The 24,630-nt window shown below is 30.6% G+C and carries 23 protein-coding genes and 1 pseudogene; 6 read left to right on the top strand and 18 right to left on the bottom strand.

Annotation, left to right across the window (positions count from 1 at the left end; genetic code table 11):
• The 17 genes from eutJ to B3603_RS14790 form a co-directional block, all read right to left on the bottom strand.
• The coding region (gene eutJ, locus B3603_RS14870) for an ethanolamine utilization protein EutJ (protein ID WP_291566305.1) at nucleotides 1–719 on the bottom strand (719 nt) is incomplete at its 3' end.
• Nucleotides 701–1,384 carry a cobalamin adenosyltransferase gene (locus tag B3603_RS14865; protein WP_291566303.1) on the bottom strand — a complete coding sequence of 228 codons (684 nt, stop codon included), beginning with the start codon at nucleotides 1,382–1,384 and terminating at the stop codon, nucleotides 701–703. The genes B3603_RS14865 and eutJ, both read right to left, overlap by 19 nt.
• A 6-nt stretch (nucleotides 1,385–1,390) precedes the next feature.
• Nucleotides 1,391–1,837 carry a EutP/PduV family microcompartment system protein gene (locus B3603_RS14860; protein WP_291566301.1) on the bottom strand — a complete coding sequence of 149 codons (447 nt, stop codon included), beginning with the start codon at nucleotides 1,835–1,837 and terminating at the stop codon, nucleotides 1,391–1,393.
• Nucleotides 1,834–2,187 (bottom strand): BMC domain-containing protein, encoded by a 354-nt coding sequence (locus B3603_RS14855; RefSeq protein ID WP_291566299.1) that lies wholly within the window; start codon nucleotides 2,185–2,187, stop codon nucleotides 1,834–1,836. Before B3603_RS14855 ends, B3603_RS14860 begins: the two co-directional genes overlap by 4 nt.
• 39 nt (nucleotides 2,188–2,226) lie before the next feature.
• Nucleotides 2,227–3,180, bottom strand: a complete 954-nt coding sequence (cutD, locus tag B3603_RS14850) for a choline TMA-lyase-activating enzyme (protein WP_291566297.1) — start codon at nucleotides 3,178–3,180, stop codon at nucleotides 2,227–2,229.
• A gap of 147 nt (nucleotides 3,181–3,327) precedes the next feature.
• A complete protein-coding gene (cutC, locus tag B3603_RS14845; protein ID WP_291566294.1) occupies nucleotides 3,328–5,868 on the bottom strand; it encodes a choline trimethylamine-lyase in 2,541 nt (846 codons plus the stop codon).
• Between the two features lie 51 nt (nucleotides 5,869–5,919).
• Complete coding sequence (locus B3603_RS14840) at nucleotides 5,920–7,413, bottom strand: aldehyde dehydrogenase family protein (protein ID WP_291566292.1); 1,494 nt, start codon at nucleotides 7,411–7,413, stop codon at nucleotides 5,920–5,922.
• A gap of 45 nt (nucleotides 7,414–7,458) precedes the next feature.
• Entirely contained in the window at nucleotides 7,459–7,767 is a 309-nt protein-coding gene (locus B3603_RS14835) for a BMC domain-containing protein (protein ID WP_291566290.1), read from the bottom strand.
• 18 nt (nucleotides 7,768–7,785) lie between these two features.
• The gene (locus tag B3603_RS14830) at nucleotides 7,786–8,082 is read right to left on the bottom strand and encodes a BMC domain-containing protein (protein ID WP_291566287.1); all 297 of its coding nucleotides are present in this window, start codon (nucleotides 8,080–8,082) and stop codon (nucleotides 7,786–7,788) included.
• 221 nt (nucleotides 8,083–8,303) lie between these two features.
• Nucleotides 8,304–8,570 carry a hypothetical protein gene (locus tag B3603_RS14825; protein ID WP_039633140.1) on the bottom strand — a complete coding sequence of 89 codons (267 nt, stop codon included), beginning with the start codon at nucleotides 8,568–8,570 and terminating at the stop codon, nucleotides 8,304–8,306.
• The gene (locus tag B3603_RS14820; RefSeq protein WP_414632389.1) at nucleotides 8,571–9,530 is read right to left on the bottom strand and encodes a hypothetical protein; all 960 of its coding nucleotides are present in this window, start codon (nucleotides 9,528–9,530) and stop codon (nucleotides 8,571–8,573) included.
• A gap of 647 nt (nucleotides 9,531–10,177) precedes the next feature.
• On the bottom strand, nucleotides 10,178–11,008 hold the full coding sequence (locus B3603_RS14815) for a MerR family transcriptional regulator (RefSeq protein ID WP_291566285.1): 831 nt from the start codon (nucleotides 11,006–11,008) through the stop codon (nucleotides 10,178–10,180).
• 134 nt (nucleotides 11,009–11,142) lie between these two features.
• A complete protein-coding gene (locus tag B3603_RS14810) occupies nucleotides 11,143–12,285 on the bottom strand; it encodes a 1-propanol dehydrogenase PduQ (protein WP_291566283.1) in 1,143 nt (380 codons plus the stop codon).
• A 626-nt stretch (nucleotides 12,286–12,911) separates the two neighbouring features.
• Nucleotides 12,912–13,913, bottom strand: coding sequence for a tetratricopeptide repeat protein (locus tag B3603_RS14805; protein WP_291566281.1), 1,002 nt, complete (start codon nucleotides 13,911–13,913; stop codon nucleotides 12,912–12,914).
• 384 nt (nucleotides 13,914–14,297) lie between these two features.
• Complete coding sequence (def, locus tag B3603_RS14800; RefSeq protein ID WP_291566277.1) at nucleotides 14,298–14,750, bottom strand: peptide deformylase; 453 nt, start codon at nucleotides 14,748–14,750, stop codon at nucleotides 14,298–14,300.
• Between the two features lie 26 nt (nucleotides 14,751–14,776).
• Nucleotides 14,777–14,986 carry a helix-turn-helix transcriptional regulator gene (locus B3603_RS14795; RefSeq protein WP_291566275.1) on the bottom strand — a complete coding sequence of 70 codons (210 nt, stop codon included), beginning with the start codon at nucleotides 14,984–14,986 and terminating at the stop codon, nucleotides 14,777–14,779.
• Between the two features lie 493 nt (nucleotides 14,987–15,479).
• The gene (locus B3603_RS14790) at nucleotides 15,480–16,226 is read right to left on the bottom strand and encodes a creatininase (protein ID WP_291566273.1); all 747 of its coding nucleotides are present in this window, start codon (nucleotides 16,224–16,226) and stop codon (nucleotides 15,480–15,482) included.
• A gap of 138 nt (nucleotides 16,227–16,364) precedes the next feature.
• Between B3603_RS14790 and B3603_RS14785 the strand changes: the two genes are divergently transcribed.
• The 3 genes from B3603_RS14785 (at nucleotide 16,365) to B3603_RS14775 (ending at nucleotide 18,305) form a co-directional block, all read left to right on the top strand.
• Nucleotides 16,365–16,889 carry a hypothetical protein gene (locus B3603_RS14785; RefSeq protein WP_291566271.1) on the top strand — a complete coding sequence of 175 codons (525 nt, stop codon included), beginning with the start codon at nucleotides 16,365–16,367 and terminating at the stop codon, nucleotides 16,887–16,889.
• 76 nt (nucleotides 16,890–16,965) lie between these two features.
• A complete protein-coding gene (locus tag B3603_RS14780; RefSeq protein WP_291566269.1) occupies nucleotides 16,966–17,451 on the top strand; it encodes an HIT family protein in 486 nt (161 codons plus the stop codon).
• 53 nt (nucleotides 17,452–17,504) lie between these two features.
• Nucleotides 17,505–18,305 carry a GNAT family N-acetyltransferase gene (locus B3603_RS14775; RefSeq protein WP_291566267.1) on the top strand — a complete coding sequence of 267 codons (801 nt, stop codon included), beginning with the start codon at nucleotides 17,505–17,507 and terminating at the stop codon, nucleotides 18,303–18,305.
• A 170-nt stretch (nucleotides 18,306–18,475) separates the two neighbouring features.
• Here the strand turns inward: B3603_RS14775 and B3603_RS14770 are convergent, their stop codons facing one another.
• Entirely contained in the window at nucleotides 18,476–20,221 is a 1,746-nt protein-coding gene (locus B3603_RS14770; protein ID WP_291566265.1) for an ATP-dependent metallopeptidase FtsH/Yme1/Tma family protein, read from the bottom strand.
• A 582-nt stretch (nucleotides 20,222–20,803) separates the two neighbouring features.
• On the opposite strand from B3603_RS14770, the gene recQ reads away from it, so the two are divergent.
• From recQ to B3603_RS14755, 3 genes and pseudogenes are all read left to right on the top strand, one after another.
• Nucleotides 20,804–22,930, top strand: coding sequence for a DNA helicase RecQ (gene recQ / locus B3603_RS14765; protein WP_291566262.1), 2,127 nt, complete (start codon nucleotides 20,804–20,806; stop codon nucleotides 22,928–22,930).
• A 60-nt stretch (nucleotides 22,931–22,990) separates the two neighbouring features.
• A complete protein-coding gene (locus B3603_RS14760) occupies nucleotides 22,991–23,596 on the top strand; it encodes a GNAT family N-acetyltransferase (protein WP_291566261.1) in 606 nt (201 codons plus the stop codon).
• 247 nt (nucleotides 23,597–23,843) lie between these two features.
• Nucleotides 23,844–24,266 (top strand): annotated as a pseudogene (locus tag B3603_RS14755) (alpha/beta fold hydrolase); the annotation flags it as partial.
• Nucleotides 24,267–24,630 lie beyond the last annotated feature (364 nt).

Below are 24,630 nucleotides of genomic sequence, written 5' to 3'. Positions count from 1 at the left end.
CAAGTACCACCTACTAAAGAAATTTCATTAACATCATAATTTTTAATCTGATTATTAATAATTGATGACACCTTTTCAACTACTGGTCTTAGTATCGGTAAAATTTCCTTGTGATTTTTATTGTCCCTTTTGAACTTATCTGCCTCTTTAAAAGGCATTCCATAGGCACCTGAAATAACTAATGAAAAGTGCGTACCACCTGTAGGTTCATCAACAACCTGAATAACTTTTCCATCCTTTAGAATTGATATTCCTGTTGTTCCTCCACCGATATCTACAACTGCACCATTTTCAATCTTAAGTAGATTATTTGCAGCAGTAGGTTCATCTAAAAGACATGTCAACTCAAATCCTGCTGCTTGAACTACGTTTTTAATTGCTCCAGAATCTAAAGCATCCGTTCCAGGTGGAATTGCAGCAGCTGCATAAAGAAGCTCTGTATTAAGTTTTTCTTCAATTTCTTTTTTAAGCTCTCTTACAATGCCCACTGCTCCAATATAGTCCACAACCATACCATCACGAACTACATCTGCATATCTATATGCGCCAGCAACTGGTTTGTAATTTTCATCTAGAACAGCCAATACTACGCAGGCAGTACCTAGATCCACACCTGTATAATAAACAGAGGAATCATTAATAATTGGTTTTTCTATAACTTCTTCAAACTTTTGAACCATTTTATCGCAGTATTCAAAAGTTATTTTTTTCTTTGACATTCTTTTCCTCCTACCGCTAAACAAATTAATTGAGATAATGAATTGATTATTGAATTAACATTTTCTATAATTCTATTTTTTAAAATCTCATCATCACTTTTGAAATTCTCAATTATTTCAAATTGCAATTCTCCTAAGGCACAACGAAGAGTGTGCATTTTTAAAATTGCATTGCTTTTTTCAAGCTGCATATGAAATTCTGTTATTTCAAAACAATCCTCAAGCTCAGTTGTGAAATTTGATGAATTCATGAACGTACACTCTTTACAATGAATAGTTTCAAGAACACCTTCTCCATTCACAAAATTTCTGATATTTGATATTTTCTTACCCAAATTTATAATATTTTGAGCTAAAATAATATCGTCTTTTAATATTTCACTACTAGTAACAAGAAATACTGCCTCCATAGATTTCAATTTACAACAAAGCTTTTTATTCAAATTTAAATTATTACTTACTGTTTCTTTTATCGTTTCCGCCTGGTTGTTTTTAGAAACATTCTTATTTGATTTTAAAGCATCATCATTCATTTTTATTCTTCTATCAGACAAATACTGAGCTGCTCCAGGTGTAAGGCGCTGTCCCTGTTGTAATTTGTAGGTATCAAAAGGTTCTTTTCTGTATAAATCTCTTAAATACTCTTCAGTAATAAATTTCATCATTGACATTTACTCCTCACCTTTTTCAAATAAATACTTCTTTAAAGCATCAATTCCTGTCCCCATCGGAAAGCTAATATGAAAATATGGCTCTGATACTCCTATAATTTTTAACTGCCTTAAACATTTTTCTTCATCTTCAGGTATTAAGTCACATTTTGTTATAACTCCAATTACCGGACATGTAAAAGACTTTGCAAACCCAGGGGAGTATATTTCAGTACAATTAGATTGGTCAACCAATATAAGCACATGGGATGCATCCTGAGCTAATGCAATTACATGTTTATACATCCATGCATTTTCTATATAAGCGCCTGGAACATCAATGGTATTCTTACCATAAATCAAATCTTGTGTTCGCCTTAATGGACCATCATAATCATTTAATGCATTAACTATTGTAGTTTTGCCAGATCCTGAAGGACCAATTACCATTATGCGCTTTTTTCTCATGTTCTTGTAATGGGAGCGGTCGTAAATCCAAGCATATCCCTTAGCGTATCATTCACTGCATTAAGTGCTGTTTCAACACTTTGGACATCACCGTTTATTACAACAGAGCCTGTAAAACGATCAAGAAATCCAATTCTAACATCAGAAGACTTTGTGGCAATGTCTGCGGCAATAATAGCAGTTTCATATGGTGAAAGAGTTAAAATACCTATTGCTCCTTTATCATCAATTCCAAGACGGTCATATATATCAGACATTGGAGATGCGATAACATGAGCTATAGTAATCTGCTTCCCTGGAACTGTCTCTTGTATAACACGCTGTATATTTCTATCGAAAAAATCTCCCATAAGCTTTACCTTCCATCTTATTATCTATTTGAAAATTATTTAATGACGGATTACTTTTACAGGTAAATCATATTTTTTAATCCATCCTTCTATTCTATCTAAATCCTCATTTTTCAAGCTTGGGTCGCCTTCTATAGGATATTCCATTCCTAATTGATTATATTTATTTACCCCCATCTTATGATATGGTAGTAAATCAATTCCCTTAAAGTTTCTATAATCTTTGTATGGCATTAAAAACTCCATAGTCTTTTCTATTTCATCTTGAGAATCATTTATACCTTTAAGTAAAGGCATACGAATCTTAACATTGTATTTTTTGCGAAGTAATTCTTGAAGATTTTCTAAAATCTGTTCATTCCTTACCCCTGTTAACTGAAAATGTCTATCAGAATCAATATGCTTAATATCAAATAGGAATAAGTCTGTGAACTCCGCAACCTTAAGTATTGTTTCTAGTTTTGTATAACCACAAGTTTCAATTGCAGTGTTTATCCCTTCTTGCTTACATGCCATTAATAAACTGCAAGCTGCTTCAGGCTGCATCAAAACTTCACCACCGCCTAATGTAACTCCACCACCAGACATTTCATAAAATGTTCTATCTTCTTCTATAATTTTTAAAAGCTCAGAGATAGTTTTTGTTTCTCCAACTATTGATATAGCAGATTTAAGGCAAGCTTCCTTACACTTTCCACATCCGATACAATCAATATCACGGCTAACTTCATGCTTTAGAGTTTCATTAGAGATAGTATGTATGGAAACAGGACAAACGGAAACACAAGCCCCACAGTTAACACATAAATTACTTTTAAACATAACTCTATGCTTTTTAACCAATCCTTCAGGATTTGCACACCATTTACAGCGAAGTGGGCAACCTTGAAAGAATACCAAAGTTCTTATTCCCTCTCCATCATACATATTATATTTTTGTATATTAAAAATCGTCGCTTTTCGTTCGATTACACCTAAATTTCCATTACTCATATTATTCATTCTCCAGTTCATTTACTTTGATTTTTAATATATACTTTAACTTTAATCTGCAATCTACAGAACACCTCTGTAGATTACAGCCTTTATAAAATTTAGTATAAAAATTCTTAAGTTACATATTCTTTTTAAGCTTTTTAATTAAAAATGTGTAAGCATAGTTCTGCTGATGATTTCATCTTGAACGTCTTTACATAACTCAACAAAGAATGCACTATATCCAGCAACACGAACTATTAAATCACGATATTGTTCTGGATGTTTTTGAGCTTCTATTAAAGTCTTGTTATCTAAGTAGTTAAACTGTACTTCTCCAAGTTGAAGGGCACATGCACTACGTAATAATGTAATGATTCCTTGTTCTCCTTCTGGTGTATCAAGAAGACCAGATATCAACTTAAAGTTATGAACCATACCTATATTCATATCTTCACAAGACATTTTAGAAACAGATTTTATTATAGAAGTAGGTCCTTTAAAGTCAGCTCCTTGTGATGGACTTATACCATCTGATAAAGGTAACCATGCTCTACGTCCATTTGCTGTAGCTCCAGTCATTTGTCCAAATGGAGTGTTATTTGAGATTGACAGTGTACCATGGCTAAGCACTGAATATAATGTCTTATATTTACGATGCTCTTGTTCAGTAAAGTTAATTAGCTCAGCAGCAATTAAATCTGCATAATCATCATCGTTACCATACTTAGGTGCTTCTAAGCAATCTTTTCTTAACTTTTCATATCCAACGAAATCAGCTTTTAAAGCTTCGTTCATTTCTTGTAGAGTATATTTTTTCTCTTCAAATACTAATTTCTTTATAGCTGCCATAGAATCTGTATAAGTAGCAAGACCACTCCATACTACTCCAGGTCCAAAGTTATACATAGCTCCGCCTGCTTCTACACCTCTACCATTTTCCATACATCCTTCATACATCATAGACATAAGTGGTTTTGGTGCAAGTTCTCTGTGAACACGTTGAGAAATTACTGTAGCAACACTTGTCCATTTAGTAATGAATTTAATTTGCTCTTTAACAGCAGCTTCGAATTGTTCATAAGTTTTAAACTGGCTTAAGTCTCCCATATCTGGGCATACTTGCTTACCATACCATAGTGGCACACCATGGTTAAGAACAAGTTCTATACATATAGGCCATTGAGTGTATCCTGTAGAAGTCCATTGATATAGTCTTCCTGATTTTTGTGGCTCAACGCATCCCATTAAGCAGTAATCTCTTGCATCTTCTATAGAAACACCTTTAGCTAACATCATTTTTATATGAACATCATCAAAGTGACATGCTGGGAATCCCATACCTGCACGGATAACGTCAACTATCTTTTTAAGATATTTTTGTGGTGATCCTTTGTGTATACGGCAAGCTAAAGATGGTTGGTATATCTTAACGTGACGAACTGCGTCCATTAAAAGATATGTTAAGTCGTTTGTAGCATCACGGCCCTCTCTAGTAACACCACCTACACACATGTTAACGAATGGCTGATAACCTGCGAAGAATTTAGAACCACCTTCACTTGTTATCCACATCATCTCAGACATTTTTATAAGCATACAACCTGATAATTCAAATGCTTCAAAATCAGTCATACGTCCAGCTTCAATATCATCTTTATATAATGGATACATGTATTGGTCAACACGTCCTATAGACATACCTGTTTGATTTTCCTCAACTACAAGTAATGATTCTATAGTCCAAACTGCTTGAATTGCTTCCCAGTAAGTACTTGGCTTATGTGCTGGAACTCTAGCATTTATTTCAGAAATCTTTAATAATTCTGCTTTACGCTTAGGGTTAGTTTCTTTTGCAGCAAGTTCTGCAGCATAGTCTGACATACGTTTGGCATATATCATAACACCCTCAGCAGTGTCAATTAATGATTTATAGAAATATATTCTATCTATATCTTCTGGTTTTTCATAGCTAAGTTCAGCTAATTTTTCTTCTGCTTCTCTTTTTATATCAAGCATACCTTTTTTCATTAATACAACGTCATATCCTGGGTTAGAGTCTCCTCCACCATTTATTGCGTGATATGAACAGTCAGAAACGAAAGATTCCCCTGAAAGCTCCCATACTCCAGCTTCACGATACTGATCTTCGCAGTATTCATCAACTGATTTACCCTGCCAATATGGGAATAACTCTTCACGCATAATTTTCTTATCTTCTTCTGAAATGTAGAATGGATCTTGTGGACGATTTCCTATTGTATCTATTTCATCAACCATCCATCTCCAAGCTATATCAGGAGAAAATGCTCCCGCACGAGGTTGTCCATTTGGAGCTCCAACTATAAGCTCATTGTCTTGAATTACTAGTGGTGCAGTTTCACAGCAATGTTTAAAACATTTACCACGTAAAACTGATTTAGGTATACCAGGGTTTTCTTTAGCTATTTTAGTGATAGCTCTTGCTCTATGAGTTGTTATTGCTGGAACATGCTTTAAGTAAGTTTCCTTTAACTTAACTAGACGCTCTGTTATTCCATCAGGAATTTGACCGTTATTGTCATGTGCAACATTTAAAGTAGCTGGCTCTTCTTTTGTTATTTCTTTAGAAACACTCTCAAACATTTTCATTAGACTAGCGCGTTCTTCATCAGACATGTTTTTAGTAGCTTCCATAAATATATTTGAAAATTCACGAATATCCAAATTTATTACCCCTCAATCTTTAATGTATTTCATATTTTAAATATGATTTTCTTATTTTAAGTTATCTAGGACTTTTTTCAAAATACTCTCTAACAGTTTATAGTTATCTATTTCATTTGCATTTAATTTGTTATTTGAAACTGTAAAAGTAGAATTTTCTTCATGGTCTACTGCTTTAACAATTTCATCTACTGTACGAACTCCATATCCAACTTTACGGATATATATTAAATTTTTAGGTGAGACATTATCTGAAGTCATCCCTTCACCTGCAGAGCCACTCCCTAAAGTCATTGAAGGAAATAAGTTTGTAGTTGCCCCCATACTTCCAAAAGTTCCTGGAGTATTAACAAGTATTCTTCCAACAGGTTTCTTAAGTGCAAATTGATTAATAACCTCTTCATCTTTTGAATGTATAATAAGCGTATGTCCATATCGCTCACTAAGTAACAATTCTATACATTTCTCACAAGCATGCATCCAGTCCTCTTCTATATAAAAGGCTAAAACAGGGCAAAGCTTTTCTCTTGAATAAGGGTTATTTTTAGAAACAAACTTTTGCTGTGAAATAAGAATTTTCACATCTTGAGAAACATTAAATCCAGCATATTTAGCTAAGAATTGTGGCGATTTACCAATCAGTTCTTCTTCAAAACTTCCATCCTTATTAAAAAAGATAGATCCCAGCTTTTCAGCTTCCTCTTTTGTCATAAAGTATCCACCATTTTTAATAAATTCTTGTTTTACTTCAGTAGCAACACAGCTATCAACAACAACTGATTGTTCAGCTGCAGATACAACTCCATAATCAAAGTTCTTACTATCAATAATGTCTTTAACTGCTTGAGGTATATTAGCTGTACGCTCTATGAAAGCTGGACCATTTCCATTGCCGCCATAGATTACTGGCTTGCCAGACTTATAGGCTGCATCAAGCATTTCTGCAACTCCTGTATTCATTATAAGAGAAGTATCTTTATGATTCATAAGTTCTAATGAACCACCTGGTGTTACTATATGCAAATATGCAAGAGCACCTTCCGGAAGTCCTACTCTTTCTGCAGCTCTAATCAAAATATCAAGTGTTTTGCAAATTGCGTTTTTAGCTCTTGGATGAGGTGAAAATACAATTGCATTTCCTGATTTAATTGCAATTAGTGCCTTATATATAGTTGTAGATACAGGACTTGTTGATGGACAAAAGGCTATAATAACCCCCATTGGCACTCCAACATCCCTTGTCCTATTTATTTTATCCTCATCAATTGCGCCTACACATTTCATGCCTTTAAGTCTATCTTTTAGATACTTGCATACAAATTGATTTTTGATATATTTATCTTCCCACTTTCCATACTCAGTTTCTTCATTAGATATCTTTGCAAGTTCCTTTAAATGTTTTTCAATTTCTTCAGTCATACATGCAACTATTTCATCAAGTTTTTCTTGTGGGAAGGTTGCTAATTTTCTTTGTGCTTCACGAGCATTTTCAATAAGAATCCTAGCTTCCTGCATGGAGAGTAAATCATTATCAATAATATTCATTTTTCTCTCTCCTTTTATTTATTACTTAGAAAAAATTTTTATTTCCTATTCTGTTATAGGATTTGGAATTGCATATCGTTTTATTATCTTATCAAGATCTTGATGTGGTCTTGGTATAACTATTGAACTATAAAGGTTTCCACCTTCCATGCTTTCAACTGCTGCAACACCAGCTTCTACTGCTGTTCTACAAGCACCAACATCACCGCGAACTAATACAGATATATAACCTGATGCAACATTTTCATATCCTATAAGTTCAACATTTGCTGATTTGCACATAGCGTCTGCTGCTTCTAAAGCAAAAACTAGACCAAAAGTTTCGATTAATCCTAAAGCTTCATATCTTGCCATATGTATATCCTTCCCCTTCTATGCATCAATATCGTGTACTGACACAATATCTCCAACTTCTCTAATAGGACGTGGCATAACATTGTGTGCTGTTAATTTTCCAATAGCAGCAGCTGCTTCAGCACCTGCTTCTACAGCAGCTTTTACTGCACCAACATCACCTTTTATCATAATTGTTACAAGAGTTGAACCAATATTTTCATACGAAATTAATTCAACATTAGCTGCTTTAAGCATTTTATCAGCAGCTTCAAGTGCAGGGACTAATCCAACTGTTTCTACAAGGCCTAAAGCCTCTTCCCCATAATATCTCATTGATAATTTCTCCTTCCTATTCTTAGCTCAGTATACTTTTTTTCAATTACATAACTTATATATGTTTTTAATTTATTATATTTTTCCTTTTCAGAAAAGTAAAAATATTCCTTATTTTAAAAATCTTCAAATAATTTTACTGTCTTACATGTTGCTTCAAGTAAAATTAATTCATAAAATATACACTAAAAATAACTATTTATGGGATTCACTCTATCTAATTAATCATTGATATATTTATTAATTGTAGCTGCACCTTCTTCATGAGCATGATAATAAACCTTCAACTCTTTATTCTTATCTAATTCAAATCTTGTTTCTTCAATAAGACCATTTGCTTCTGCTGTCATTAAAGCATTAACTACAGCGTTCTTTTTTAGTGCCTTAAAGTTTCCATATTCTCCTTTTAGTTCCCTTATAACATCATCAGCGCAAGCTTCTTTAACTCTAGTAAAATATTTTAAAATTGCATAGTTAAGCGGTTTCATCTATTCTACCTCCATCTTTTTTCTTCTTAATAAATCAAGTGGATTCATAGATATTGTAAGGATACCAAGCATCATTATTACAGCTCCAATCCAAGCTACAGAAGGTAGTGCCCATCCGTCTATTCCACCATATACGCCTAATACTAATAAGCAGAATAGTGGCCCAAAGAAGGAATATGTAGCATTACATGAAGTACCAAGTCCTGCTCCACACATACTGTTTCCAGCATACCATGTCATAAATGTAATGAATGATAACAAACCACTTAAAGCAAACCAAGCCATTGCAGGGCCACTTGTAAATGCTTGTACAACAAGATCAGTAGAAATATTAATTCCACCAGCCATCATTCCAAAAATCGGAACTAAGATGAATAAATTTGCTATGCCTGATGTTACTTGACGTATACAAATACCAATTTCAGGGTCAATCATTGCTGAACCATATCCAGCTACACAACCTTCAAATCCCCATCCAAGAGCAGCAATAATAGCTATTAAAATTCCAATTAAAGTGCTTGTTGAAGCACCACCACTAATTCCTGTACTACCAATTAAGAAACTAGCAAATACACATATAGCAATACCAAAAGCCATACGTTTATTTAATTCTTGTTTATATAAAATCTTACCTAATATAGCAGCAATAGCAGGGCAAAGAGCTGAAATTGGAACTACTATTGAACCAGCCATTTGAATAGCTATAACATAAGCAGTACCAGCTATAGGTCCTCCTATAAGAGCTGCCAATATCATAATACGTCCTGGCTTAGTGTTAATACATCTTACAAAATCTCCAAACTTTCCTTTAACTCCTGAGTATAAAAGAGCCCAAATAGCACTACATGTATCGTTTATTGCATTACCAATTGCAGCAAGTAAATATGCTACCACAAATGCTGATAAACCAGCAGTATTAGCGCCATACCAGTCTGCCCAAACTCCTTTAGTCATTCCCATAGTTAGAAATGCCGTGTATAATCCATAGGCAAGTCCTGAAAATAAAGCTAGAGATATACCTCTTTTAAAGAAATTACTTGTTAATTTCTTCTTCGCAGNNCTTCGCAGCGATTGCTTCTAAATTTACCGCTTTTGAAACTCCATTCATAAATTAAAACTCCTTTCGCTTATGCGATTAATAATTTTTAAATTTATATTATTAAATATTAAATAAAAATTTGCGATGAGTATACTTTAGTGTGATTTAAGTAAATATGATTTAAGATTGTTATAATTTGGTACATCCTATTTTCAAACTATTGAACACCTTTTCATCTGTATCTTGTAGGTATTTATTCTTTAATTAGATTATATCCCTTTCCCTTTGGGGCAGAGTCAACATGTATTTTTTAAGAATATTTAAGCAGATTTAAAACCTTATAATCATACTTACACTTAAAAATTAATCAATAATTAAGAATAATTCGTCAATTCAAAAGTATGTGTTTGTTAAGTAACAAACACAATTAGGCCTGAATTGCACTTAATATAAATTTGCTTTATAACTCAACGGATAATCTTTATCTATTAATATTAAATCTCCATAAACCTAGTATTTTCAAGCTTTTAGACCTTACCCTACGGTTAATGTTTTCGACATAATAAAACTATTTTTTTCTTCTGACCTTAATCAAAACTTCTGTTACAAATTTATCAAAATTTTTAGTAGTCCAGTAATCTGTCACATATCTTTCATAAGACTCTTCAGCACATAGATACCCATGTTCTTGGGTCCATTTTTTTATTTTTTTATATGTTTCGTCAATTTTTTCATGAGCTCCTATATGATAACAAGAGGCTGCCATCCAACCACCAAATTCAACACTTTCTTCTTCTTTACACTTTAAAATTGTCTCTTGCATTATCTTCATTTTATTGCATTTTCCATTAATTTTATCCTGAAAGCATGGAAAACATATAATTACAGGACCTGTTATTGCATTATTTATACTATCTATATAATTGTTAAACTCTATATTGATTATAGAATCCATATAATCATATTTAAAATCTTGATTTAAAAAAATTAATCTCTGATTATCTATATATTTTATAGCTACATCAGACACATCGTTTTCAATTACCATCTGTGCCTCAACTATAAGGTCATCCCAATCTTTAACGGATCTTAATTTTAAGTTTATTTCATTCTGAAGCTCTTTTAATTCATTAATTTTTCTTCCAAAGCTTTTATGAATAGAATCATAGGTAGTACCTTCTAAAAAAGTTCTCATTTCATCAAGGGTAAATCCACTTTGCTTATAATATTTTATTACTGGTACAGATAATAAAGTTTTCTTACTGTAATATCTATAACCGTTTTCATCCGATACTTTATCAGGAGATAAGATCTTCTTTTCATCATAAAATCTCAGTGCTTTTTTAGTTATTTTGCATATTTCTCCAACTTTCCCTATTGAGTATAGTTCTTCTTTCATATTATAACCCCCTATTTTCTTCATAATTTAAATTATACTTTAAATTATATTTTATCATATTTATTTTTTCAACTTTTCTGAAAAATTAACCATAAAAAAACCACCCATAAATAGGTGGTATATAGTACAATATTTTATTCAAAAATTTTGTCTAAAATTATTGATAAATCTTCTTTTGAGGCTTCTCTAGGATTTACTGTTGTACATACATCCTTAAGAGCTGCATTAATAATTTCTTCTCTTGATGCTTGAGCCAACTCCATATCAGCACCTTGCTCTTTTAATGTTGTTGGAATCATCAATGTTTTTTGAAGTTCTACAATGCTTTTAATTAAATTATTAACACCAATATTTACATTTGGCGCATGTAATTTCAATAATTTGGCAAGCCTTTGGTATTTCTTAGCTGCTATGCTATATTCTGCACGGAAAGTCTCTTTATTCAAATTAGCATTATACTCAATTACATGAGGAAGTATAATTGCATTGCTTCTTCCATGAGAAATGTGTAATTTTCCACCTACAGCATGAGCTAAACTATGAGTAATTCCAAGTCCAGCTGCGTTAAATGCCATACCAGCAAGGCATGATGCATTGTGAAGCTTCTCTCTTGCTACTATATCATTTCCATCAGCATAAGCTTGTGGTAAAAATCTGAAGGCTAAAGTAAGAGCCTTTTCCGCAAGAGCATCTGAAAAATCAGTAGCATTTTTTGAAACATAAGCCTCTATAGCATGTGTAATTACATCCATTCCTGTATCGGCAGTTATAGCTTTAGGTACAGATTTAACTAGCTCAGGGTCAAGAATAGCAACTGTTGGAAGAAGAGATTTATCTGTAAGTGCATACTTTAATCCTTCTTGTTTATTTGTAATTACCGCATATTCAGTTACTTCAGAGCCTGTACCACTTGTAGTAGGTATAGCATAAAACTCCTCTATAGAAGAAACCCCTCCAGTAATTCTTTTTGCATATTCTTTAATTGCCTTAGCTCCATCAATTGATGAACCTCCACCAAGAGCTATCATAACTTGTGCATTACAACTTTGCAACTTTTTAATACCAGCAGCAACAATTTCTACAGATGGATCAGGTACAATATCACTATATATAGCTACTTCACAATTAACAAGCTTTTCTTGTACTTTTGCAGCCATACCTGAAACTTCCATAAATTTATCACATACTATTAATACTCTTTTATTATTAATTTCATTTAGTCTATCTAAAGACCCTTCTCCAAAATACACATTTGTGCTAATACTAAATTCTTTCATATACATTTCTCCTATTTCAAAAAGTATCAAGATATGAATGAATTAGCTATTCTTTAGTTTAAAAATAAAATTAACCCACAATTATAACAATGAGTAAAGCTTATCATAGACTTTACTCATTTTATTATAGCAATATTAAATTGATAATACAATACCATTCAATTTTTGAGCTTTACATATTGCCTTTATCTATTATATAAAAATAATGCAAACTACGATAATATCAACGTTTTAAGATAAAGGATCAAGAAAATATTGGATTTTTCATTTTGGAAATATACTGAAATATTAATATAGACATTATACAATTGAGAATTGACTATTGTTGTAGCGGCGAACAGTGTTCTCCATAATATAATCATCAATATTAAATTATAGTACCTATACAAAGAATAACTATTGAACACTGTTCACTCTATAAAAAATCTATCAAAGAAATTAATTTGATTAAAATAAAAGATTTAATACCATAGATATTTTCTTCTTAAGTATTTATCTATATCTATAATAAAATAAAAGTATAAAACAGTTTATAAAGACAAACCATTTTATACTTCTTCTTACAACATAACACTTAAATTTCTTAAACTTTTATTTTAGAACATAATTTCTAAACTTATTAAATTTTATGGAATATATTGCTGCTCTATTTTTGTTATTTTATTATCTTCAGTATATATCCAACATAATAGTCCTCTTTCATGATCATCAACTGCTTTCTTTAGAGTTTCATAAGATACAGGTTCTACTTCCGAAGCATTAGATACATCTCTAAGCAAATATTTGCATATCTCAAAAACTGTATTCTCATCAATGGTATAAGTTGCTATTTCATCACTATTATCTCTTATATAATAACTATCTGAAACGTATAACTTTCCAGTATCCTCATCACGGATTACCTTCTTACTATTGTCCTTTATTGCTTCATTTAATGCTTCATCATACATATAAAATTCTACTTCATCTAACGATATATAGTTATCATTTACCTCTTTAACCCATCCTATTTTCTTTTCTATAACTATAGGATTTATATTTAATCTTAAATTAACAACTCTTCCATATTGTTCAATAGTACCTTGATAGTAAAAACTACCTTGTGTACTTGTATCAACATCATTATTATCCCACTTAATAATTCCATTTACATCTTTACCGTTTATATTTATTATTATATCTTTAGGTAACTCATAGCCATTATTTTGCTTTACTGAATCTTCAAGATTAATTTCCTCAAAGTTTTCTTTTATGCCCTCTAGAATATTTTTCATATTATCAATATCCACATTATTTTTTATAGCCAATTTTATTATATAATAAGCATCATCAAATCTGTTTTTCTCAATATACTTATCTTTTATCTTAATATAAGTGTCTTTATTATTTGTCTCCGCAGAAATTGATTCTTCATAAGCTTTTATAGCTTTTTCATAATCACCTTCATTCAGATACTTATTTCCAAGTTCCATACTTTGTTTTACTTCATTTTCTTCTGCTTTAGCCTGTACCCTAACATCGGGGGCTATTACTACCTCTTTTTCTTTTGGTTCACATGCTATCAAAAATAAGGCAGCAGTTAATAATAAAAATAATGATAATAATTTTTTTATAGTATTCTTTTGCATAAATACTCTCTCCTTGCTATATATATTTAGTCATATTTAAAAATATCAGTTCAGTATGGCTTTGACCTGTTATTTTATCTCCTATGCTTTAAATATTATCACTATGTTTTTACCAACTTTTACAGATTTATTACCAAGTTGTTGCCAGCAGAGATAATTTTTATTCTTACCTTAATTAATTGTCCATTTTATATATATTCATTATGCTCTTTTAATATTTCACTTCATATATATACTCCAGATTCTCTACAATTGTGAATTATATATAAAAAAACTAGCAATTGTANNTATTGCTAGTAAAAAATCTATTTTAGTCATCCTCTAAAATATATATTATTATTTAAATCAATATAATCTGTTAACGCCATATAATATCAAAACATCTTATTTTAAGTATTCAATAACTTTATCAATAAACAATATACCATCTAAATGATCAATTTCATGACATAAACATTTTGCTAAATCTCCTTTACCTGTTATTGTAATTTCTTCACCATTTTCATTTAACGCTTTTACAGTTACCTTATATGGTCTTAAAACATAGCCCCATTTATTAGGAATACTTAAGCATCCCTCAATAACTTTTTGGGAGCCTTCCTCCTTAATTATTTTAGGATTGACTAGCTTTATAAGACCTTTCCCCATGTCAATTACTACAAGTTTCTTAAGAATTCCAACTTGACAGGCAGCTAGCCCACCGCCATTTTCTGTATTATACATAGTGTCAGCCATATCATTAAGTATTTGTCTTACTCTATCATCCACTACTTCAACTTCTTTACACTTTTTTCTTAGGATGTCGTCTCCTAACTGCCTAATATTTCTCAAAGCCATTTCTCAAATCTCCTTTATTTTATGTTTTATGATTTTCTTTCACTTTGTTCAAAAAGGAATATCTCCTCAATAGAGCTATTGTACAATTTTGCAATATCATAAGCTAACCAAATAGATGGCTCAAATTTTTCTGTTTCAATTGCATTAATAGCTTGCCTTGATACGCCTACAAGTTTTCCTAATTGCTCCTGAGTGAGCCCAAGAACTTCTCTAAATTCTCTTACTCTATTTTTCATTTTTCACTTCTCCTATGTAATGTTGACCTTACATCACAACTATATATCTATATAATTTCCATGTCAAGTAAACCTTACATAATATATACATGATTTTAATTTCCATAAGAGAAATTTTTCATTACAAATTAAAATTAAGAATGAAGGATACGAATTGTGGATATTTCTCACCAAAAGTTTAGAAATTTAAAATTGATTAACTGTAGCGGAGAACAGCGTTCTCCACAAAACCCAAATCCACTCCCACTGCCAAATATTGAACATATAAAAAATGGCGAACAATGTTCGCCGCTACAAAAATCCATTAAAGAAATTATTTTGATTAAAAATAATTTCCACCTTAATTGTGCATTTTGCATTGTGAATTGTGAATTAAAATACCATAGGTTGAACTGGAGTAAGCAGAGTATTTATTTTATCTACTTACTTCAGTTCATTTTTTATAAATAAATAGATATCCTAAGGTATATTAAAGAATTAATAAAAGTAGTTTTTAAAATATTTTTTCTATTATACTTTTAATTTTAGAAATAATTTCTTCTATCATCATATCTGCCTTTTCTTTTGAACTACTCCTAGCACTAGCCAGTAATCCAGAAGGTGGTACTAAGTCAGATGGCACTGGATATATTGAATATCCAAGAGGAGTCATTGTTTCATCTACCAATCTTTCCATATGTACAAGTTCCGGTGTAAATTTAAGCATGAATGAGGTTTCAGTTATAGCCGCATGCTCTAATGCCCAACCTGGGAATGGGATTTCATCAAATATTTTATCTATTGTTTCATTAGATAATGGATCCCACCAATTAGTGATAATAATTTTAGTTCCCTTTGGTATATTACGAGACACAAGGTCTGCTGCTTCAAGTATAAAGGCTTCATTTTCATAATGACTGTTAAAGATTAATATTTTTTTAACTCCATCTTTAATAAATTCCTCTAATATATCTTTTACAAGAGCAACTACAGTGCTTCCATTTAAGTCTATAGTTCCAGGAAATAGAGGACCACCACCACTGGCTGGTAATGATTTATAGCCGTAATTAATTGATGGAGCTACTATTCCATTGATCTCCTTAGCCAAAAGTAATGATAATTCATAAGAAATTACTGTATCAGTGCATAATGGAAGATGAGGTCCATGTTGCTCTAAAGAGCCTATAGGGAGGATTACAACATCCTTTTCTTTTCTCTCATTGAATTCTTGCCATGTAAGAGCATCTAATTTTATTTCCATAATAGAAATCTCCTCTCCAATCGTTAAATTTGTACAATAGTATTATAATATAACTATAAAGTTTTTGCATAAACTTTGCATATAAACGAGCTTTATAGATACACTAATATATAATTTATAAAAAGTAGGAGGAGTTTTATGGTAGAGTTTAGCTATAAGCTTACAGGGGTAGGAGTTTGCGAAGGATTTATAAATATGAATGGGAAGATAAGTGAATTTACACCTTACAATATAACAGATGCCATAGGAGATTTACTACAAGCAATTGTTAATGTATTAGAAGAAAGTACTGATGGGGAGACAGAAGAATATTATTTTATTTGGCACGATAATCCTAATCAGCATAAATGGGAAATACATCTAGAGGATAAAGAAAATATAAGAATTAAAATAACCAATGAAACCTACGATGGAGAAACTATAAATGTAGATATAGACACTAATTACGAGTTTAAAGAATTTATAAGAGAAATTTTAAGGGAATGTGAACTACTTTTAAAAAATCATGGTATTATAGGCTATAGGACAAAATGGGTAGAATATGAATTTCCACTAGGTCTCTATATGAAATTAAAAAAATATATAATGGCTAATATGATAAGTAAAGAAGGTAGTACATATATAAGTGAAGAATTAGATTTATTAAATGAATATATATTATAAAAATATATTATTGTGATTATAAATATTAATGTAAAAATAAGAGAAAAAATTGTAATTAGGCAAGGGAGATGGGTTTATGAGGAAAATTACATTAGCTAATAATAAAACCATTGAAGTGGAATGTCTAAGCTGTGCTATTACAAGTGGAGAAGTTGAGCCTGATGGAGGAACAATTATTGAAACAAGATTTTTTCACGCACATCAGGATGTGGCATATCCTATAGAGGGATTGGTTATATTAGCTTCAAAAAGACATATTAAATGCTTTGATGAGCTAACAGAAGAAGAAAAAATTGATTATATAACACTGCTAACAAAAATTAGAGAAGCTCAGAGAAAGGTATTGAATATTGAATATGTGTATTACTTCTATAATGAAGATACTACTCATCATTTCCATACTTGGATGGTTCCAAGGTATAAGTGGATGTATAACTTTGGACACTCTGTTCAATCTCTAAGACCAGCATTATTACATGCACGAGATAATTTAAATTCTGAGGAGAATTTAAATAAAGTAATTGAAGCAATAAATAATCTTAAAAATTATTTAAATACTTAAGGTCATTTAATGTTTATTTAAGTACATTTGAAAGCTTATTAAGGAGAAGTTAAATGATAAATTTTAAAAAATTAGATTCAGTAAGAGATATTCTACCTTTAAGGACAGAATACTATAATAGTCTTTTAAAGCCTATGGAAGATTATCATGATGTTGTACACATTATTACAGCAAGCTATTTTGGAATATATTTAAATGATAAGTTAATAGGATATTATTCAATTAGTAATAATAATAATTTATTATCTCAATTTTATATAATTGATGAATATAAAGCCTTAAGTGAAAAAGTTTTTTCAATGATAATTGAAGAAGAATCTATAGAAGGTGCTATCGTATGTAGTATTGAACCTATTTTTTTATCCTTAACTATGGGAATGGCTAAAGAGATAAGTATAGATTCTTATTTATTTTATGATTTTAATCTTAACAGTTTTATGAAAAAATATGGTAGTTTAGATTTTATACTGGCTAAAGGGGAGCAAATTGAGAAAATTAAAGAGTTTTATATGAAAAATTTAGAAGATAAGGATGAATGTATAGATAGCTATTTATTAGGATTAGTAGCTAACGATGAATTATTTGTACTTTGTGATGATAGTGAAATTTTAGGAGTTGGAGAATATCGCAAAAGCAATATTTTTCCTGATACTGTTAATTTAGGGATAGTTGTGAATAAATCTTATAGAAATAGAGGCTACGGAAGCTATATCATGTACAAGCTTTTAGAAAAAAGTCTTATAAGAGAGCACAGGGCAATTTGTTCATGTGATTTTGATAATATAGCTTCTAATAAAGCTTTAATTAAGGCTGGGCTTATTTCAAGACATAAGGTCCTTAAGGTGATTTTTTAATAAGATGAACTGATTTAAATTGAATGATTTATTTAAAGAGTTAGGAATTAATTCGTAGCTTTATAAAAAATTAGAGGAGGAAAATGCCTACCTAATTTATATAATGAAAAATAAAAGCCTGGAAAATATATTTTCTAGGCTTTTATTAAGAGAGATGATGAACTGGGAATTTATATAAAATTAGTTGCTGACAAAATTTCTTCATAAGAAAGCTTTTCTTTAATCAATAATGAATTAGTTAAAGCTTCTAATTTAGATTTTTCTTTTAATAATATAGATTTTACTTCTTCATAAAGGTTATCAACAGTAGATTTACATTCTTCTAATATATCCTTAGAACTTGATCCTTGAAGTGAGCTAGGCATTTCTGAAAGCCTTAGAAGACCTAAAGATTCACCCATACCATACTCAGTAATCATATTATAAATCATACTAGTAGTTTGTTTTAAATCATTATAAGCACCTGTAGTAATCTTTTCTTTCCCAAAAATTATTTCCTCAGCAGCACGTCCACCTAAAAGTACCATTATTTTTTTCTTTAAATAGTCTAGGTTTTGATATGCACTATCTACAGGTAAACTTAGAGTATATCCTCCAGCACCTTTAGAAGTAGGAATTATAGTCACCTTAGATACTTTTTCCTCTGGTAGCTTTAATAATGAAATTAAAGCATGTCCAGCTTCATGATAAGCAGTAATTTTTCTATCTTCTTCTTTAATAGCAGATTTATCAATTTTTTCGTAACCTGCAAGAACTATAGAAAATGCAGTATCCATATGTTCATTAGTGATATATCCAATGTCTTCTTTACAAGCTAATATAGCTGCTTCATTTATTAGATTTTCTAGTTTAGCACCAGAAAAATATGAAGTTCTATGAGCGAGATCTAAGATATCTATATCTTTATGAGGTTTATTTTTTAAATGAAGTTTAATTATTTTTTCTCTAGCACTTACATCAGGTAATGCCACTTCAATATGTCTATCAAATCTACCCGGTCTTAAAAGTGCAGGATCAAGTATATCTAATCTATTTGTAGCAGCAATAACTACTATTCCTTCGCTTTCGCTAAATCCTGACATCTCTGTTAATAGGGCATTTAAAGTTTGATCTTTTTCTTCAGAACCTCCTGTACCCTTAGATGATCTTTTTTTACCAATAGCATCTATCTCATCTATGAATATAACTGCTTTTCCATGGCTTTTTGCTTTTTTAAATAGACTTCTAACTCTGCCAGCTCCAACCCCTACATATACTTGAATAAAATCAGAACCAGATACAGCGTAGAAAGGTACTTTTGCTTCTCCTGCAACTGCTTTAGCTAGTAATGTTTTACCAGTACCAGGAGAACCATATAGTATAATTCCCTTAGGAACTCTTGCACCATATTTTTTATATTTTTCAGGATTTCTCAAATAATCTACTATATCTTTAACGCTTTCTTTAGCTTCCTCATTTCCAGCTAAGCTATTAAAATTGAATTTATCCTTTACAAGAGTAGAAGCGTCTACTGCATCCATAGAAGTAACTCCTCTTGCTCCTTTAGTTTTTGATAAGGATATAAAAACAATAGCAAGAACTGAAAGTGTTAAAACGGCAGAAAAACCTGTTTGCATAAATGTGGTACTGCTGTTTTCCTTTACTTCTACACCTTTACTTAAAAGCTCTTCTTTTAAAGTAAGACTATTAGGGTTATCGGTAGTATATTCTGTTCCATCTTTCATTACAACAGTAATTTTAGAAGAGGGAACCATATATACAGTTGAGAGTTGGTCATTATGAGCATCCTTTAAAAATTCTTTATAAGATTTAAATGATAAGTTTGAACTTCTAAAGTTAATAAAAGTCATTGCTATTAAAGATAAAATACAAATAACAATGGGAATTATAATGTAATTCTTTTTAAGTTTATTCATTAAAGTAGTTCCCCCTTCTTCTTAGAAAAAATTAGTATTATTTAAGCATCTGGCAAAAAATAACTACTAAAAGATTGTAATAATATTTTGTGTCAGATGCTTAAGTCTATGATACTTATTATATACATTACAATCTTATTGTCTAATTAAAATCATAGAATTTGGTAATGTAAGTTATGGAATGAAATTATCAAAATGGTAAAAAATCTACTAATTAACATATTAGAAGAGGGTATGTTTAGAAAAATAACTAGAGATTATACTAGTCTCTTATACAATGGAGAATTAAAAATTGAAAAGGGACAATTGAGGAAACTTCTTCAATAAAGGAGAAGCTTTCAATTGATTTCTTTCAAGTTAACATTAACTTTCTATGATAAAAGCTAGCAATTTTATTGCTAGAAAAAAAATCAATTAAAGGAATTAATTTTTATCTTAATTGTGAATTCTATATTTTGTATTGTGAATTATCTTACCTACTGCTTAGTAGTAGATAAAAAAACTTAATATTTTTTATAACACTTTTTAGAATTATTGGTTATAATTAATGATAGTGCATTAATTGGGAAAGGAATTGAAGTTATGGAAAAAGCTAAAATGCTTCTAAAACAATATTTTGGCTATGATGATTTTAGAAGTGCGCAAGTTAAACCTATAGAGAGCATATTAAAAGGACAAGATACCTTAACTATTATGCCTACAGGAGGAGGAAAATCTATATGTTTTCAAATTCCTTCGCTTATATTACAGGGAGTTACGGTGGTTATTTCTCCATTAATATCCTTAATGAAGGATCAAGTAGATGGATTAAATAGTAGTGGAATTCCTTCTACATATATAAATAGCTCATTAGATCCTCTAGAAATTGAAGAGAGAATATTTTATGCTAGGAATGGACAATACAAATTAATTTATGTAGCGCCAGAAAGGCTTGAAAATGAAAGTTTTTGTGAAGTTTTAAAACATATAGATATAACCTTAGTTGCTATAGATGAGGCACACTGTGTTTCTCAATGGGGACATGATTTTAGACCAAGTTATAAAAAAATACCTAGTTTCTTAAGAAAATTAGAAAAAAGACCTATTTTAGCAGCTTTTACCGCTACTGCTACGGATAAGGTTAGAGAAGATATGATAAATATTTTAAGGTTAAAAGAACCTGATATATTTATAAGTGGTTTTGATAGAGAAAATTTAAATTTGAAAGTACTAAGAGGAGAAAATAAATTAGATTATGTAGTCAATTATGTTAGTGAAAAAATCAATACTACTGGAATAATATATACTGCTACTAGAAGAGAAGCGGAAACAGTATATGTTAATCTTAAGAAAAGAAATATTAAGGTTGCTCTTTATCATGCAGGTCTTTCTGATAGTGATAGAGAAAAAGCACAGGAAGATTTTTCTTATGATAATGTAGATGTAATTGTAGCTACTAATGCTTTTGGAATGGGTATTGATAAATCTAACGTTAGATATGTAATTCATTATAATATGCCTAAAAATATAGAAGCTTACTACCAAGAAATAGGACGTGCAGGTAGAGATGGTGAAGCAAGTGAATGTATATTATTATTTAGCCCTAAGGATATACAAACTCAAAAATATTTTATAGATATGCGAGAATTAAATCCTGTTAAAAAAGCACAGGAATATAATAATTTAAGAGCTATGGTAGATTATACCTATACATCTATGTGTCTTAGAAAATATATACTTGAATATTTTGGAGAAGAAAATATAAAGGATAGTTGTAACAATTGTTCTGTATGTAATGATGATAGAGAGACTATAGACATGACTATAGAGGCACAAAAGATTTTTTCTTGTGTTTATAGAATGAAAGAAAGATATGGAACTAATGTAATTGCAGAAGTTTTGAAAGGTTCAACAAATGCAAAAATATTAAATTTAGGTCTTGATAAGCTTTCAACCTATGGAATAGTAAAGAATTATACAAAGAAAGAGTTAGTAGATATAATTAATAAACTTATTGCTGATGATTATATGATTACTACAGATGATGAATTTCCTGTAGTTAAATTAAGACCAAAGGCTGTTCCTGTATTAAGAAGTGAAGAAAAAGTATTTCTAAAGGTAAATAAAAAACCTGAAAGTAAAAAAGGAAAAGTCGATGATACTCTATTTGAAGCTTTAAGACTTTTAAGAAAAGATATTGCATTAAATGAAAAAATACCACCTTATTTAGTATTTGCAGATGCATCTTTGAAAGAAATGACAGAATATATGCCTGTTACAAAAGAAGATTTTCTTAATATTAAAGGTGTAGGTCAAAGCAAATATAATAAATATGGTGAAGTATTTATAGAAGAAATTAAAAAATATATGAAGGAAAATAACATAACTAAAGAAGTGGCAATGGATAATGAAGAGGCTTACGCTACTGAAAAGATAAAAAGTCATATAGTAACTTATAATATGTATAAAGAGGGTAAAACTATTAAAGAAATTTCTAAGGAAAGAGAACTTACTGAAGTTACTATTGAGGAACATCTATTTAAGTGCAAGACAGAGGGGTTAGATGTAAACTTAGATGATTTTATACAAAAGGAATATGAGGATTTAATAATAGAAACAATTAAAAATGTAGGAGCAGAAAAATTAAAGCCTATAAAAGAATTGTTGCCAAAAGAGGTAACTTATCTATCTATAAAATCTGTATTGCTTAAATATAATAGCGACTTATAATTGACACAATTGAGGTTTATAATTAGCTAATAACTTAAGAATTTTTATTTGGGAGGAATCATGAATTCAGTAGATATAAGAAATGCAGAAATAAAGGATGTTAAAAAAATAGCAAGTTTACTTTATATTACAGAATCTAATCCGGAAGTTATTTGGGGAACAGGAAGTAAGAATGAAATAATAGAAAGACTTGCCTATATAGTTAAAGAAAGTAGGAATAGATTTAGTTATCAACATGCTAAAGTTGCAGTAGTAAACAACGAAGTAGCAGGAATATTATTTGCAATTCCACATGATACTATGAAAAACATTGAGAAAAAAACTGGAAAGTTACTTATGAGAGGACAAAAAGGTTTTAAAGAAAAAGTAGGATATATCTCTAGTATGATAATGCTTGATCATCTAAAGGAATCTGATCCAGGGGAATTATTTATAGCCAATATAGCTACTCATATAAAATATCAAGGTAGAGGTATAGGAAGGGCCTTAATGATGGAAGCAGAAAAAATGGCTAAAGAGAAAGGATTAAATAAAATTTCTCTTTTAGTAGACGTTAATGATCATAAGGTAATTCATTTTTATACTGTACTTGGATATAAAGTAGTAGAAGAATCACATTTAGGAAAGAAAATATATCTTAGAATGATAAAAGAGATAGAACAATAAATAATAACCAAATAATTTTTTGCAATTTTAAATTATTGAAAATCGTGGCATTTAGTCACGATTTGTTTAATATGTAACAAAATTTGATTTTATTAACCAAATGTCAACGAAAATATTAATTATTGGTTTTATTAATAGACTTGATAAAATTAAAAAGTTTTTAGTTAGGTCTTTTTGAATCTCTGAAAGTACGTGAATATATTTATGCTTAAGTAAATAATCTATCAATAGAGCTATCATTCATTTTGAACGTTCTAATTTCCTATATGGCTTGGAAAAAGAAGAAGTAATCAAAATTATTCAGGGAACATACACCGATCGTCCTAAAATGTTACGGGATTTTGGAGACATATTTTTCTTTCAGAATATAACTGAGCTATTATCTGATTGGTTATTCTAATTGGAATTACAGGCAGCTGGCTGGGCAACTGCTAGTATTGCAAATACTTGGTTACGTGAAGTATTATTTTCTGATCTAGAAACAATAAATGTCCCAACCTTAATTATTCACGGCATTAATGACAAAGTTGTTCCATTCTCGCTAGGTGAAGTACAAAATCAATATATTAAAAATTCAAAGCTTATACCATTTAGATTTAGTGATCACGGATCCTTCTATGACGAGCGAGACAAATTTAACAAAGAATTGATGAAATTTATTGAAGAGTAAAGTTTTGCAACAAAAGAGTACATAAGTTAGAATAAATTTTAGAAAAGCATCTAGGGGACTAGATACTCTTTTAGTCTCATTTTTGTAGCACCTAGAATTAGTTTAGGTGCTATTTTAGTGTGCCCAGCATGGGCGCTTACTTGTCGGTGAAAGTCCGATACGGGGGTTGATAGTGCCAACCGTTAGCTTAAGACAAGGGTGTCCATCATGAGGTGGAATCTGAAGGAAGTCGGCGGCAAAACTCTGGTCTGACGAACAGAAACTACATATAAGGCATATGCTTGTGGGTGAGTTTGCTAATCAAAACAAAGCCCTAAACTATCCGAAACAGGCGGTGTAAATGTAGCAGATATATGGAGTGAAA

It is taken from the genome of Clostridium sp. UBA2485 (assembly GCF_002341865.1).
Classification (GTDB): Bacteria; Bacillota; Clostridia; order Clostridiales; family Clostridiaceae; genus Clostridium_J.
This window is presented reverse-complemented; position numbering and strand designations above follow the sequence as displayed.

Bases quoted from the DNA above. Each gene is read 5' to 3' on its own strand.
- recQ (WP_291566262.1), top strand. From the start codon at position 20,804: ATGGAAAAAGCTAAAATGCTTCTAAAACAATATTTTGGCTATGATGAT.
- def (WP_291566277.1), bottom strand. From the start codon at position 14,750: ATGGCTTTGAGAAATATTAGGCAGTTAGGAGACGACATCCTAAGAAAA.
- B3603_RS14865 (WP_291566303.1), bottom strand. From the start codon at position 1,384: ATGATGAAATTTATTACTGAAGAGTATTTAAGAGATTTATACAGAAAA.
- B3603_RS14835 (WP_291566290.1), bottom strand. From the start codon at position 7,767: ATGGCAAGATATGAAGCTTTAGGATTAATCGAAACTTTTGGTCTAGTT.
- B3603_RS14785 (WP_291566271.1), top strand. From the start codon at position 16,365: ATGGTAGAGTTTAGCTATAAGCTTACAGGGGTAGGAGTTTGCGAAGGA.
- B3603_RS14815 (WP_291566285.1), bottom strand. From the start codon at position 11,008: ATGAAAGAAGAACTATACTCAATAGGGAAAGTTGGAGAAATATGCAAA.
- B3603_RS14760 (WP_291566261.1), top strand. From the start codon at position 22,991: ATGAATTCAGTAGATATAAGAAATGCAGAAATAAAGGATGTTAAAAAA.
- B3603_RS14830 (WP_291566287.1), bottom strand. From the start codon at position 8,082: ATGAGATATTATGGGGAAGAGGCTTTAGGCCTTGTAGAAACAGTTGGA.
- B3603_RS14795 (WP_291566275.1), bottom strand. From the start codon at position 14,986: ATGAAAAATAGAGTAAGAGAATTTAGAGAAGTTCTTGGGCTCACTCAG.
- B3603_RS14810 (WP_291566283.1), bottom strand. From the start codon at position 12,285: ATGAAAGAATTTAGTATTAGCACAAATGTGTATTTTGGAGAAGGGTCT.
- B3603_RS14805 (WP_291566281.1), bottom strand. From the start codon at position 13,913: ATGCAAAAGAATACTATAAAAAAATTATTATCATTATTTTTATTATTA.
- B3603_RS14780 (WP_291566269.1), top strand. From the start codon at position 16,966: ATGAGGAAAATTACATTAGCTAATAATAAAACCATTGAAGTGGAATGT.
- B3603_RS14820 (WP_414632389.1), bottom strand. From the start codon at position 9,530: ATGGGAATGACTAAAGGAGTTTGGGCAGACTGGTATGGCGCTAATACT.
- B3603_RS14790 (WP_291566273.1), bottom strand. From the start codon at position 16,226: ATGGAAATAAAATTAGATGCTCTTACATGGCAAGAATTCAATGAGAGA.
- B3603_RS14855 (WP_291566299.1), bottom strand. From the start codon at position 2,187: ATGGGAGATTTTTTCGATAGAAATATACAGCGTGTTATACAAGAGACA.
- B3603_RS14860 (WP_291566301.1), bottom strand. From the start codon at position 1,837: ATGAGAAAAAAGCGCATAATGGTAATTGGTCCTTCAGGATCTGGCAAA.
- B3603_RS14775 (WP_291566267.1), top strand. From the start codon at position 17,505: ATGATAAATTTTAAAAAATTAGATTCAGTAAGAGATATTCTACCTTTA.
- B3603_RS14770 (WP_291566265.1), bottom strand. From the start codon at position 20,221: ATGAATAAACTTAAAAAGAATTACATTATAATTCCCATTGTTATTTGT.
- B3603_RS14840 (WP_291566292.1), bottom strand. From the start codon at position 7,413: ATGAATATTATTGATAATGATTTACTCTCCATGCAGGAAGCTAGGATT.
- B3603_RS14825 (WP_039633140.1), bottom strand. From the start codon at position 8,570: ATGAAACCGCTTAACTATGCAATTTTAAAATATTTTACTAGAGTTAAA.
- cutD (WP_291566297.1), bottom strand. From the start codon at position 3,180: ATGAGTAATGGAAATTTAGGTGTAATCGAACGAAAAGCGACGATTTTT.